Source organism: Marinomonas sargassi (genome assembly GCF_025716875.1).
Taxonomy (GTDB): Bacteria; Pseudomonadota; Gammaproteobacteria; order Pseudomonadales; family Marinomonadaceae; genus Marinomonas; species Marinomonas sargassi.
Genome location: NZ_JAOVZB010000002.1, coordinates 95266 through 107601 on the forward strand (window position 1 = coordinate 95266; position 12336 = coordinate 107601).

A 12336-nucleotide genomic window follows, 5' to 3' on the forward strand; every position below is an offset into this window, starting at 1 on the left:
TCTTTGTGACTCAATTTAATCACCCTTTGACAAAACAACTTCCCGCTAAGCTCAATTCTTTATTATCCGATATGGGGTTCACAACCTTTACCCCAGTCCAAGAGCAAAGCTTACCTGTCATCATTGATGGCAAAGACATTTTGGCACAGGCTCAAACAGGGAGTGGCAAAACACTCGCCTTTGCCATTGGCTTATTGTTGAAGGTCAATCCTAGATTTTTTGGAGTGCAGGCTTTGGTCATGTGCCCTACAAGAGAATTAGCTGACCAAGTTTCTAAAGAAATTCGCAAAGTGGCTCGATTTCAAAGCAACATAAAGGTTCTAAGCCTATGTGGCGGCATGCCCTTTGGCCCACAAATAGGCTCCCTTGAACATGGCGCTCATATCGTTGTTGGCACCCCCGGCCGCTTGATGGAACACCTTCGAAAAGGCACCTTGCGCCTAAATGCATTAAGCACTTTAGTATTAGATGAAGCAGATCGTATGTTGGATATGGGCTTTGTCGACAGTATTCGAGAAGTGGTTGAACTGACTCCTGAAAACAGACAAACATTACTATTCTCTGCCACCTATGGAGATACAATTGAAGCTTTAAGTGCTGAGTTTCAAAAGAAGCCTGTGAATATCAAGGTGGAAGCTCAAGAAGACCTTAAACCTAATATTGAACAGTTTTTCGTGCGTAGTGAGAACAAAGAAAAATGCGCAACGTTACTTTCTGCTTTACAACACTTTGAGCCCCGCCAAGCAATCGTCTTCTGTAATACTAAGGCTGAGTCGCAGATAGTCGCGGACTTCCTTTCAGACAACAAAGTAGCAGCTCAAGCTATAAATGGTGACCTCGAACAAAAGCAGCGCGACCAAGTTTTGGTCAAGTTTAGCAACCAAAGTAGCTGTGTTTTAGTCGCTACAGATGTTGCTGCTCGCGGTATCGACGTGAAAGAGATAGACCTAGTTGTCAACTACGATACTACTCGTGACACAGATGTTCATACACATCGTATTGGCCGAACTGGTCGTGCGGGAGCGGCGGGTATTGCAGTAAATTTAGTTACCTCAAAAGACGACTATAAAGTGAGGGATATTGAAGAGCGCTTTGATATAACAGCAAACTTTATCGAACTTGACGAGGCTTCTTCCCATTATCGTCTAGTGCCTAAAAAGACGACCATTGCCTTTGATGCTGGTCGTAAAAATAAGCTCCGCCCCGGTGATATTTTAGGTGCCTTAACGGCTGGTATTGGGCTAGAGAAGTCCCAAGTAGGAAAAATCGACATATTTGATTTCCATGCCTATGTTTCTGTTGATAATGATACGGCCAAAACCGTCGTTAAAGAATTGCAAAATAAAAAAATCAAAGGTAAAAATATTCGCACCCGAATTCTAAGGTAATCAAAATGGCTCCCCTTCTCATCTTATTAACATCCAAGCAAGCTCAATGGATTGGATTTGTGTTAGGGGGCGTCATTATAAGCCTTTCTACTTTAACCCCTATAGAACACCTCCCTCCTGCGCCTGGTTCGGACAAGTTACACCACCTTATTGGCTTTGGTGGTTGGGCTCTAATGTGTGCCTTTGGTCCCTTCAGGCAATTCCTGATCATGGCAACTTTCATCGCTCTTTGGGGCGGTGTAATTGAGTTAATTCAACCTTATGTGAATCGATATGGGGAGTGGCTCGATTTCTTTGCCAATAGCTTGGGAGTCCTATGTACTGTCACAATCAAAACACTCTTTCATCTACGAATTGCAAGATCAATCTCATCCTCTTAATGAAAACACGATACAGACCTGATAATGTATAACCAATCGGTCAGAGTTATGCGTAAAACACTCAAAGATAACTCTCTATTAATTAAAGATATTTACTACCAAAGTCAGGATAGTTACAAAAGATGAAGCAATTAAAAGCATGGCGAGCGGCTATTATTCATTGTATTGCGGACCCAAAAGAAGTTGGCAATGAAGCCGCCTATGAATACTTTGACGATGGTCTACTTATCGTTGAAGGCGATAAAATACAGGTAATTGGTGATGCGGAAACACTACTACCAAGCTTACCTAACAGTATTATTATCGAGCATCATCCCGACGGCATTATCACGCCGGGCTTTATTGATACTCACATCCATTATCCGCAGACAGACATGATTGGCTCATACGGTGAGCAACTTCTTACTTGGCTCAATACTTATACCTTCCCCGAAGAAAGAAAATTTAGTGATAAGAACCATGCTAGTGATGTGGCCAAACGCTTCTTGGAAGAGTTACTACGCAATGGCACCACAACTGCTCTAGTATTCGGCACAGTTCATAAGGTATCCGTGGATGCATTCTTTGAAGCTTGTGAAGTCCATAACCTAAGAATGATTTGTGGCAAGGTCATGATGGATCGAAATGCACCAGACTATCTGACTGACACACCAGAAACCAGCTACGACGAGAGCAAGACACTCATTGAGCAATGGCATAACAAAGACCGTTTACATTATGCCATCACGCCGCGTTTTGCCCCCACCAGTTCCGATGAGCAACTTCACTTAGCAGGAAAACTGCTAAGTGAGTACGACGACGTTTACTTACATACCCACTTGTCTGAGAACAAAGATGAATGTGCTTGGGTGCAAAGCTTATTTCCACAAAGTAAGAACTATCTAGATGTCTATGATCAGCACAAACTATTAAGTGAGCGCTCTGTCTTTGCCCACGGCATTCACCTTTGTGACCATGAGTACCATAGACTCCATGAAACTGGATCGGCTATTTCTTTCTGCCCCACTTCAAACCTTTTCATAGGCAGTGGCTTATTCAATCTGAAAAAGGCTGAAGAACATAAAGTGAACGTAGGTTTAGGAACAGATGTCGGTGGTGGCACAAGTTTCTCTATGCTCCAGACCCTAAACGAAGCTTATAAAGTGATTCAGCTACAAAATGAAAACCTTAGTCCAATTAAGTCTTTCTACTTAGCAACATTGGGCGGGGCAAAAGCACTGCGTTTAGAAGATAAAATAGGTAACCTCGCTGTGGGAAGCGAAGCAGATTTCGTAATTTTAGATAAGAAAGCAACTCCGCTGCTGACCTCTCGCCTTGCCCAATCAAAAAATATCGAGGAAACTCTATTTGTTCTTATGACCATAGGTGACGACAGAGCCATTGCAGAGACTTACTCAGCAGGAAAATGTGTTCATAAAAGATGAGTCGAAATAAAAAAGCAGCCCCACAGAGGCTGCTTTTTTATTCTTAAATTAATTGATAACTGACAATATCACTTTTTTAGCTTTATAAACTCACTAAGAAGTAAGGGTAAATCATCTAGCTTCATTTCAGACTGAAGCTGCGTTTCCTTTCCTAATAGAGCGGGTGTTAATAAACATTCTTTAGTCACTGCTTTTAGTACGAAAAGCCTCTCCTGCGCGACATCCCATTCCTTTAACCAGTTTTGCAAAACGGATGTCATGACAGATTCAAATTTCGACAGCAACAGATAACTGGATGCCTCCATCTTATGTTGCTCACCCATAAATACTCTATAAACGGCCAATCGCTCTTGCTTGCTAACCCATAACTCCCAAAGACTCACCCAACCAGAGAAAAAACCTTGATCCTCATCCTGCTGTAATTTGATTAGTTCAGCTTCCATTTCTGTTTCAGCTCTTTGGGTCAACAAGGTCAAAGCAGACTCCCAGAGCACAAGTTTAGTGGGGAAGTTACTATAAACAGTCGGTTTAGAGACTTCTGCTGCGGCAACGACTTGATCGATACTGGTACTCTGATACCCCTGTTTGGAAAATAGACCACATGCCACCTCTACAATATGCGCCTTTTTACTGGGTCTACCTCTTGCCATGAATACCTCTAATTATGTTTTTTATCTCTACTTAAAAAATTACCAAAAGCGCAATATATGGTGCCGTAATTCATCCATTTCTTGTGATGATAGCACTTTAGCATCAACCAATTTGGGTGCTGCAGGCCAACCTGCATCTATCATACTTAAATTACAAGCGTCGCGCTTATCCGCATACCGAGGAAACACATGAAAATGTACATGAGGGTCAACCATCATTAACATCAAGTAATTGATCTTATCGTAATCAAAAGCCTGTTTTAGTGTACGTTCAATATCACTAATGGCCACATTCATTTCAGTAAATGCCTCTGGGGATAAAGCTGAAAATTCAGTTACATCCGACTTGGCACATAATACCAAGGAGCCAATAGTGACTTGCTCTTTCCGTAACAGTACAATCCAATGGTCATATTCTTTGATCAAAGTATCTGGATAACCAAACTTTTCTAATGTGGTATTTACCATAACAATCACCTAATAACTTTTTATATAGATTTAACCCTAAGAGCTCGAATGCCAATCGAGTGCTTAGCTTTAGAGAACATAAAACAAAACACAGGGCACAATAACAATACTCATTAGATTACCAATTAAGACCATTGACGCTACTTTATGAGGTTCTTGCTGGTGCATTTCTGCCACTATGTAATTCAATACAGCAGGTGGCAAGCAGGCAAAAACCAATACATAACCCAAGCTGTCCTCAGGGATTCCTACTATCCAGTGCCAAATTAAAGCGGCTAATAAGCCACTAATCGGACTTAGAAAACCACTTACAACACCTAGTTTCCAATGGCTGAAGTCCACACTGGTCATTCTCACTCCTAATGCAAACAACATAAGAGGAATGGCAATTTGCCCTAGCATATCAATAGGTACCTTTACTGCAGGAACCACACTCCAACCCTGTAGGCTCCACACCAGACCCACAAAAGTTGCTACAACCATTGGCATTTTCATAATATTTAGAAAATTAGACCTAGGGTTCAACATATACATGCCTAACGTAAAGTGAAGAATATTTTCTGTAAGAAATAAGACCACAGCAATGGGTAGCGCAGCTTCACCAAAGGCCAGCACCATAAGCGGGATACCAAGGTTACCGCTGTTATTAAACATCATAGGAGGCACAAGGGTTTTAACAGGCACCTTTAAATATCGACATAATGGCCAGACCAATAATCCAGAGCCTATAACAACGACTGCTGCGGCTACAATTAAGTCGACGTACTCAGATATTTGAAATGATTTAGAAGACATCACAGAAAAAATAAGTGCAGGAACAAATACGCTCACATTTAATCGGTTGGCTACGGACATGTCTGTAGGCCGAACTCGCGCGTAAAAAAATGCTACCAAAACAATGCAGACCAAAGGAAACACTGTATTAAATATTTGTAAAAATAAAGATGAAGTATTCATTGTAGCGAATAAGCCCAAGTCACATGTAATAGAGCAAGCATCATAGCAAAGTAATTCAACTACAAGCTTTAAATTCTATTCTCTCCCAATTATATTGAATAAGCTTAAATACCATAGTCGTATTGACCATACCTACTATATACCTGTAGATTTAATTTCTATTCTTGCATATAAATTAAACAGCTTTATCTATAATACCGTTATTTTATATTTTATTGAGTTGAGGAAAGATAACATCGTAACTCTCCCTTCTAAAAAATCGCAACGACTACATAAAGATGCTTTGTGCTTGCTACATGGCAACAGTAATGGCGGCTTAATCGTTACTTTAATATTAAGTTTGGCCTTAGTTTTCGGTTTCCCTGATAATCCTTATCAACACGAAAAGCTATATTGGCTGGGAGCTATGTGCGTAATATTTTTATTACGCTTCATGGATATGTTGCTATGGAAGCGTACTCAAAACGATAAAAACTATGACGTCAGCTACCCTCTATACCGATTTCTAGCCACAAGATATGCAACCGCAATAGGATTTAGTGCTTACTTTGTTATTTTCTTCTACACCATGGAGATAATTGAATTTTCGTATACCATGACTATTATGTCAGCAATGGCAGGGGGTGGGGCTTCTATATTTTCAGCAAACAGAGGTCTTGCCTACAGCTTTGCAGCCATACTCCTTACCCCGGCTTCTATAATGGGTCTGTTAGCCCCTTTTGGATATCAAAATATTTTAGGTATGCTGGGAATTCTTTTTGTCATCATTATATTTTTCTCAGCTCGCTCTTCTTATAAATTCACCACTGAGTCTATTCTGATTAAAAATCAGCACGCTGACTTATTATCCCAAATGGCACTTAAGAACCAAGAAATAGTTGAAATCAATTCAAACCTTGAGGAAAAAGTGAAAAGCAGAACGGAAGAAATTCTCAAACTTTCTAATATTGATCCCTTAACAGGGTTATATAATCGCAATGCTTTTTCCAATCACCTTAAAGAACTAATACTATCCTGCGAATCTCAAAACAAACCACTAGCCGTTTTGTTTGTCGATTTAGATGGTTTTAAAGCCATTAATGATACTTATAATCACTCAATTGGAGATTTTGTTCTGCAAGAAACAGCGCAAAGACTATGCTCGCAGGCAAAAGGTCACAGCTTAAGTCGCTGGGGAGGCGATGAGTTTTTAATCGCTTTAGAAGGAACGAATGTAGATAAGGCATATGAGTTTGGTAAACAGCTGATCACATTATTATCTAAACCTATCAAACTTGAACATAACCAGCTGTCCATTGGTGCAACTATTGGTATTGCTATGTACCCAGAACACAGTTCCGACAGCACACAGTTAATAGCGCTAGCTGACACAGCAATGTATGTAAAAAAACAAACTACAAAGTCTGAAGTTTGTGTGTTCAGTCAACACATGCAAGAAAACTTACTAAGACACATAGAACTAAAAGAAGGGCTGACCAAAGCAATAGAAAGAAACGAACTGCACATGGCCTTTCAGCCTGTTATAAATAGCTCTACTGGAAATGTAAGTTTTTGCGAGGCTTTATTACGCTGGACTTTAAATGGAAAATCAGTATCTCCCGTTGAGTTTATTCCTGCCGCAGAGCAACACGGCATGATTCACCCTATTGGCTCTTGGGTTCTTCACAAGGCTTGTGAACTCGCGGCAAACTGGCATTTTGATTCATCTGTTGCCCTTTCAGTTAATGTATCTGTTGCACAAATAATGCGCGGCGAACTGAAAGCGACAGTGAAAAGCGCATTGCAAGAATCGGGCTTTCCAGCCCAACAACTACATCTTGAAATTACAGAATCCATATTTGCAGAAGACATCAATTTCGTCTTAGAACAAATACAAGCATTACAATCTCTAGGGGTTAAAATTTCCGTTGATGACTTTGGCACAGGATTCTCGTCCCTCGCTCTGCTTCAATCCCTTTCCGCCGACATAGTAAAAATAGACAAGAGCTTTATTCAATCTATAGAGCAAGGTGGAAAGCCAATTATTCAAGCCATGCAATATATGGCAAATGAATTGGGTTACCATGTTGTCGCTGAAGGAGTAGAAACTCATGAGCAAGCGCGGGTACTTTCAGAAATGGGCATAAGTTGCCTACAAGGCTTCTATTTTAGCAAGCCGATGAAAACAAAAGAATTAGCAGACTGGCATAAGTGTTTTATTGGTGAAGAGTAGCCTCAACTAGCAACTAAATTCTTGCAGTGCAGATAAAGCTTCTTCTGCCTTATTAGCTTGTATAAAAATATGGTCATGATAATAAGCCGCAATTACATTCGCGCTGATTCCCTTTGAGGTTAACTTGCTCGCTACAGCGGCGGTTAGACCAACAGCCTCTAAACTGGAATGCACGGTTAAGGTAATCTGTTTAAATACGCCATCAAAAACCAAACCAACTTTCTCCGCCTTAGACTTTTCTAGAACCAGTGTTAAACCTTCAGTTTCCATAAAAGTCGCTACCGGCTCCAGCCTAATATAATCAGCTAGATCCCCCGACACAGAACAAAAAACAAATTCTGAGTCCAACAACTTAGGGCTCATTGAGCTCAATAGTTCATCCAACTCTGTAATACCTGCCATGTTCAAATTCCTAGTTCGTTACTAATCTTCGAATACCACCATATTAAAGGTACTAAAAGTATTAATTCAATCCCAACATTCAACCACTGTTTAGCCACTGATCCATCTAATACTATGCCAATAAGACGAGCAACCAATAAACCAACAAGAAGTGAAGAAAGGGTTGCCGAAAGTGTGAGCTGCCAAGGTGATATCTGGTAATGAAACTGTAGTAATATGCCAATACCAATAAACAACCCCCACCATATTCGTCTTTCTACCGCCTTAAATATATCACTAGGAACGGGCTTGTTACTTACTAGCTCTGGGGCTGCAGCTAAAACAAGACCAATAAGAATAAATACCGCGCCCACTAGTTTAAAAATCCATGTACTTTCCATCATACTAACTCCCATTTTAACCTTTCAATGGCTCTTTATATTTCGCCATTCTTTAGGCGATTGCCCATACATACGTTTAAACTCTCGACTAAATTGAGAGGAGCTAACATAGCCAACCTCCTGCGCAGCAACATTCACATTCACACCACCAGCTATTTTCATAGCAGCCGTATTCAAGCGCATCGCTTTAACAAATTGGATGGGAGACATAGAAGTCGCCTCTTTAAATTTTCTGTGTAGAGCCGCTCTACTCATACCAACCTGTAAAGCCATATCTTCAATAGTGACACCTTCATCGAGACGTGAAGATAAATATTCAATCGACCTAGCAATTTCATTGCCTACTCCAAATGCCCTCCTCGCAGACTCTCCAGCTCCTCCTTTCATGATCGCATAATAGAGCTCTCGTAAACGCCCATCGCCAAGTACAGAGCTATCTGCTGAGCTTTCCGCTAGTTGCAACAAGCGGTATAAAGCATCCGTAAAGCCCTCGTCCCATGAGGACAGTGTTAAGCCCTGAGAAATAGAACGATGTTTTGGCATTTGAGTTCTTAGTTTTTGTGAGCTTCCAGCACCTGAGGCCATTTCTATTGCCAACTCAGTCATTACTTTTGTATCTAAAGAGACCATCACCCCAAGTAATGGGTTATCAGGTGAAGCATTAGGGGTGCCCGCTTCGACAGGCATTGTCATGGAACAACACAAGTATTGCTGCTCGTCATAAATATAATGCTGCGCATCTAATATCGCCTCCTTAGAGCCACTAACAATAGCGACAATACAAGGCTCATAGACAGCAGGTGCACAACGAACGGAGTTGCTTACACGAAACAAAGAAACACCTTTAATTCCTATGCCCACCATGCCATCTTCATCAACTTTACTTTCAATCAACTTTTTAATTTCTTGTTTGCTCATTTCCCTTACTCAGTTTCATAACACACATATTCAAACTAGCAGCAAAAACCGGCTCCCTCAACGAAGTGATACAAATAGGCATGTTTTAGAGAGTATATCGCCTAGTTATAAACATCACTGAGAGTAATATTCAGCTTACAAAATAAACAATTTTACTCAATATCCATCGAGCATTTACATGACGAAATAAGAATTCTTTATTTCGTCATGTAATCCCAGCTCAGTAATAAATAACGATAGGAACGAAACATGACAACATCGAACTCATTTGGCCCTCAAGGCTGGACACCAGAGCGCCTTAACTCTCTTACAGGTAAAACCTTCGTCATCACAGGCGCCAATACGGGTGCAGGATTTGAAGCATCTCGACTGCTCTTATCTAGAGGTGGACAAGTCATCATGCTTAACCGCAATGCCAGTAAATCCACTGTTGCTATAACGAAACTCAAAAAAGAGTTTGGTAATGGCGCAGATGTCAGCTTTATTCAAATGGATTTATCAGACCTTGCATCCGTCAGTAATGCAGCCGAGAAACTATTAACCAGCGTCCCTCAAATAGACGCTCTTATGTGCAACGGCGCTATAGCCCAAATCGCCAAGCAAGAATTTACAGTAGACGGTTTTGAAAGCCAGTTAGGGGTAAACCACTACGGCCACTTTCTTTTATGCGGCTTACTGTTTGAGCGAATAGAAGAGTCAAAAGGGCGTATTGTTGTGGTCGCCAGTGAAGGCCATAGAATGGGGCTAAGAACCATGCAATTTGATGATATGAACTGGGACAAAAACTACCACCCAAACAAAACCTACTGTCACAGTAAACTAGCACAAATGATGTTCGCCTACGAACTGCAGAAAAAAATCAAAGCAGCCAATAAAACCACTAAAGTCTATGTGTGCCACCCTGGAGCTTCGAGCACTTCGTTAATCAATGAAAAAGCCAGTATTCCGACAAGAATCACATGGTCCTTAATGGTCAAGCTTGGCATGGTGCAAACAGCAGAACAGGGCTCTTATCCAGAAGTTATGTGCGCCACAGAAGATAACCTAAAAGAACTAGCCTATTACGGCCCATCAGGAAGGTGGAATTGGTCAGGGCCTGTTGCCGAATGTGAGCTTGAGTCATTCGTACTTGAGGAAAGTGTGTTGAGCAAACTATGGACTTTATCTGAAAAGGAAACCTCCATACGCTGGCCCTTATAAGCCAACAATACCGAAATAGCTATGCAATTCACTACCAACAAGGGCGCTATCATGTCGATAAATATGCTATCTAGAATCTTACTTGCTTTATCCATACTTCCAATAGGAGCGCACGCTGCGCTCCATTTTGGCGCTGGGATAGCCAATTACGATGATGAGTATTTTCACTATACAGACAAAGCTTACTATCAAAATTTCAGTATGGATTTAGGCTTATATTCCGATCTTGATAAATCCCATATGTTGTACATAGACGCCCATATTTATCGCCCCCTATCCAGCTCAGCAGCCCGCATAAAACCCATTGTTTACGCGGGTATTGGTGGTCTATTTGTGCAAGATACAGATAACTACACCCATCAATATAGCTCAGAGGTATATGAAGAGAATTGGGGATTACGCTTCCCTATCGGCATTGAATGGATGACTTCGTCAATCGGATTGTATGCGGAAGCTGTGCCTACCTTAATCCTCTCCCCAAATACTGAATATGCCACAAGTACCACACTAGGTATCAGATATTATTTTTACTAAGAATAGAGAAAAACGCCAATGCTAAATCTGAAAAAGCTATCCATCTTATTGACCTTGCTTTCATTGTTAACCCTTATGGGCTGCGCACAGCGCAATAGCTATCAAGAGCTTGAGTTGGTAAAGGAAGTTGACCTGCAACCCCAACAAATAAAAACTAAGTCATTAGCTATCGCTTTTGGTGGCGGCGGAATCAGGGGCTACATGCACCTAGGCGTGATAAAAGCACTGGAAGAAAACAATATTAAAGCAGATCTAGTAACAGGCTCTTCTGCAGGATCTGTTGCCGCAACACTGTATGCTTCTGGCAAGCCTTACCATGAACTAGAAGAAATAATGAATGACTTCAGTGAATTTGACTTAATGGACTTCGTTTTATCTCGAAAAGGTTTGGTAAATGGTCAAAACTTAGCGGATTGGATTAACCAATCCATCTCCCAGCAGAAACTCTCTGAGCTAGAGATCCCTGTAGGCATTACTGCTACAAATATGACAACTCTTGAATCTGTACTCATAACAGATGGCAATCCCGGCGAAGCCGTTCAAACCTCATCCTCTATTCCCGGGGCTTTTGTTCCTGTCGAACACAAAGAGAACCTCTTAGTCGATGGCGGCATTCTCAATGTAGTCCCTGTTTATTATGCCAAAACCATGGGAGCCGACATTGTTATTGGTGTCGATATCTATTGTGGTAATCAACCCGCGGCGGAAATTACGGCGTTGGGTATGCAGCTAGCTACCTTTAGATTGCTCGCTTGTAGGCACAGTGAAAAAGAAATTAACAGCGCAGACATTGTGGTAAGACCTACATATGAGCCAAAGGGCAGTGGAATTTTAAGCTCAAAAGAAGCCGGTATTCAGGCGGGATACGACGCTATGATGGCAAAAATGCCAGAGTTAATAGCGCTATTGAGAGAGCACTAGGCCTTCTTGTGCAGGGAGCTTTCTTATCAATCTCAAGGCTCTTCTCTTGGCAGACTTTGACTATTTATTAAAATAGTCAAAGTCTAGGTTTAAACCGCCATTTCCAATAGGAATGTCTTTAATCGTCAGTGGGTTAACCCCTTCAATACAAGCTATATTGATTCCATATTGCTGCGGGTTACTGCGTCTTTTATGATGAGTATGAACTCCGCATTTACAACAAAAGTAATGCTCTGCCGTCATAGAATCAAACTGATATAAAGTTAAGAGCTCTTCCCCTTTGATGATAGATACGTTTTTAGTGGGAACACTCGCCATTACATAACCCTTGCGGCTACAAAGGGAACAGCCACAACGTCGAATATTTTCCAGCCCATTATCAAAATTGATTTTAAGTTCAACTGAACCGCAATGACATACTGATTTCTTCGAATGACGCATACTTCCTCCAATGAAGTTAACACTGTCACAGTTTATAGAAAGAGGTTAACGAAATAAAATT

General features: G+C 41.1%; 14 protein-coding genes. 7 read left to right on the forward strand and 7 right to left on the reverse strand.

The genetic code is table 11. The features are described 5' to 3' along the window. Window positions 1–5: 5 nt before the first annotated feature. From dbpA to guaD, 3 genes are all read left to right on the forward strand, one after another. On the forward strand, window positions 6–1388 hold the full coding sequence (gene dbpA / locus OFY17_RS04910; protein WP_263529605.1) for an ATP-dependent RNA helicase DbpA: 1383 nt from the start codon (window positions 6–8) through the stop codon (window positions 1386–1388). A 5-nt stretch (window positions 1389–1393) separates the two neighbouring features. Next, a complete protein-coding gene (locus OFY17_RS04915; RefSeq protein ID WP_263529606.1) occupies window positions 1394–1768 on the forward strand; it encodes a VanZ family protein in 375 nt (124 codons plus the stop codon). Between the two features lie 122 nt (window positions 1769–1890). After that, window positions 1891–3192, forward strand: a complete 1302-nt coding sequence (gene guaD / locus OFY17_RS04920; RefSeq protein WP_263529607.1) for a guanine deaminase — start codon at window positions 1891–1893, stop codon at window positions 3190–3192. Between the two features lie 68 nt (window positions 3193–3260). Here the strand turns inward: guaD and OFY17_RS04925 are convergent, their stop codons facing one another. From OFY17_RS04925 to OFY17_RS04935, 3 genes are all read right to left on the reverse strand, one after another. Further along, window positions 3261–3842, reverse strand: coding sequence for a TetR/AcrR family transcriptional regulator (locus OFY17_RS04925; RefSeq protein ID WP_263529608.1), 582 nt, complete (start codon window positions 3840–3842; stop codon window positions 3261–3263). Between the two features lie 39 nt (window positions 3843–3881). Beyond that, window positions 3882–4310 carry an HIT family protein gene (locus tag OFY17_RS04930; protein ID WP_263529609.1) on the reverse strand — a complete coding sequence of 143 codons (429 nt, stop codon included), beginning with the start codon at window positions 4308–4310 and terminating at the stop codon, window positions 3882–3884. A gap of 69 nt (window positions 4311–4379) precedes the next feature. Next, complete coding sequence (locus tag OFY17_RS04935; RefSeq protein WP_263529610.1) at window positions 4380–5267, reverse strand: AEC family transporter; 888 nt, start codon at window positions 5265–5267, stop codon at window positions 4380–4382. A 406-nt stretch (window positions 5268–5673) separates the two neighbouring features. Between OFY17_RS04935 and OFY17_RS04940 the strand changes: the two genes are divergently transcribed. Then, entirely contained in the window at window positions 5674–7479 is a 1806-nt protein-coding gene (locus tag OFY17_RS04940) for a putative bifunctional diguanylate cyclase/phosphodiesterase (protein ID WP_263529611.1), read from the forward strand. A 6-nt stretch (window positions 7480–7485) separates the two neighbouring features. Here the strand turns inward: OFY17_RS04940 and OFY17_RS04945 are convergent, their stop codons facing one another. From OFY17_RS04945 to OFY17_RS04955, 3 genes are read right to left on the reverse strand one after another with little or no spacing between them, the layout of a single operon-like run. Continuing rightward, the gene (locus OFY17_RS04945) at window positions 7486–7881 is read right to left on the reverse strand and encodes an ACT domain-containing protein (protein ID WP_263529612.1); all 396 of its coding nucleotides are present in this window, start codon (window positions 7879–7881) and stop codon (window positions 7486–7488) included. Between the two features lie 2 nt (window positions 7882–7883). Continuing rightward, a complete protein-coding gene (locus OFY17_RS04950) occupies window positions 7884–8264 on the reverse strand; it encodes a DUF4345 family protein (RefSeq protein ID WP_263529613.1) in 381 nt (126 codons plus the stop codon). A gap of 21 nt (window positions 8265–8285) precedes the next feature. Then, window positions 8286–9179, reverse strand: coding sequence for an AraC family transcriptional regulator (locus OFY17_RS04955; protein ID WP_263529614.1), 894 nt, complete (start codon window positions 9177–9179; stop codon window positions 8286–8288). A gap of 249 nt (window positions 9180–9428) precedes the next feature. On the opposite strand from OFY17_RS04955, the gene OFY17_RS04960 reads away from it, so the two are divergent. Genes OFY17_RS04960 through OFY17_RS04970 form a run of 3 tightly spaced genes read left to right on the forward strand, consistent with a single transcriptional unit; the run spans window position 9429 to window position 11834 of the window. Further along, window positions 9429–10379 carry an SDR family oxidoreductase gene (locus tag OFY17_RS04960; RefSeq protein WP_263529615.1) on the forward strand — a complete coding sequence of 317 codons (951 nt, stop codon included), beginning with the start codon at window positions 9429–9431 and terminating at the stop codon, window positions 10377–10379. 51 nt (window positions 10380–10430) lie between these two features. Further along, window positions 10431–10913 (forward strand): hypothetical protein, encoded by a 483-nt coding sequence (locus tag OFY17_RS04965; protein ID WP_263529616.1) that lies wholly within the window; start codon window positions 10431–10433, stop codon window positions 10911–10913. Window positions 10914–10931: 18 nt separating this feature from the next. Next, entirely contained in the window at window positions 10932–11834 is a 903-nt protein-coding gene (locus OFY17_RS04970; protein ID WP_263529617.1) for a patatin-like phospholipase family protein, read from the forward strand. Between the two features lie 60 nt (window positions 11835–11894). On the opposite strand, the gene OFY17_RS04975 is transcribed toward OFY17_RS04970, so the two are convergent. Then, window positions 11895–12275, reverse strand: coding sequence for a GFA family protein (locus OFY17_RS04975; protein WP_263529618.1), 381 nt, complete (start codon window positions 12273–12275; stop codon window positions 11895–11897). Between the last annotated feature and the right edge of the window lie 61 nt (window positions 12276–12336).

Coding starts and splice junctions, on each gene's coding strand:
- OFY17_RS04915 (WP_263529606.1), top strand. CDS start 1,394: ATGGCTCCCCTTCTCATCTTATTAACATCCAAGCAAGCTCAATGGATT.
- guaD (WP_263529607.1), top strand. CDS start 1,891: ATGAAGCAATTAAAAGCATGGCGAGCGGCTATTATTCATTGTATTGCG.
- OFY17_RS04925 (WP_263529608.1), bottom strand. CDS start 3,842: ATGGCAAGAGGTAGACCCAGTAAAAAGGCGCATATTGTAGAGGTGGCA.
- OFY17_RS04930 (WP_263529609.1), bottom strand. CDS start 4,310: ATGGTAAATACCACATTAGAAAAGTTTGGTTATCCAGATACTTTGATC.
- OFY17_RS04935 (WP_263529610.1), bottom strand. CDS start 5,267: ATGAATACTTCATCTTTATTTTTACAAATATTTAATACAGTGTTTCCT.
- OFY17_RS04940 (WP_263529611.1), top strand. CDS start 5,674: ATGTGCGTAATATTTTTATTACGCTTCATGGATATGTTGCTATGGAAG.
- OFY17_RS04945 (WP_263529612.1), bottom strand. CDS start 7,881: ATGGCAGGTATTACAGAGTTGGATGAACTATTGAGCTCAATGAGCCCT.
- OFY17_RS04950 (WP_263529613.1), bottom strand. CDS start 8,264: ATGATGGAAAGTACATGGATTTTTAAACTAGTGGGCGCGGTATTTATT.
- OFY17_RS04955 (WP_263529614.1), bottom strand. CDS start 9,179: ATGAGCAAACAAGAAATTAAAAAGTTGATTGAAAGTAAAGTTGATGAA.
- OFY17_RS04960 (WP_263529615.1), top strand. CDS start 9,429: ATGACAACATCGAACTCATTTGGCCCTCAAGGCTGGACACCAGAGCGC.
- OFY17_RS04965 (WP_263529616.1), top strand. CDS start 10,431: ATGTCGATAAATATGCTATCTAGAATCTTACTTGCTTTATCCATACTT.
- OFY17_RS04970 (WP_263529617.1), top strand. CDS start 10,932: ATGCTAAATCTGAAAAAGCTATCCATCTTATTGACCTTGCTTTCATTG.
- OFY17_RS04975 (WP_263529618.1), bottom strand. CDS start 12,275: ATGCGTCATTCGAAGAAATCAGTATGTCATTGCGGTTCAGTTGAACTT.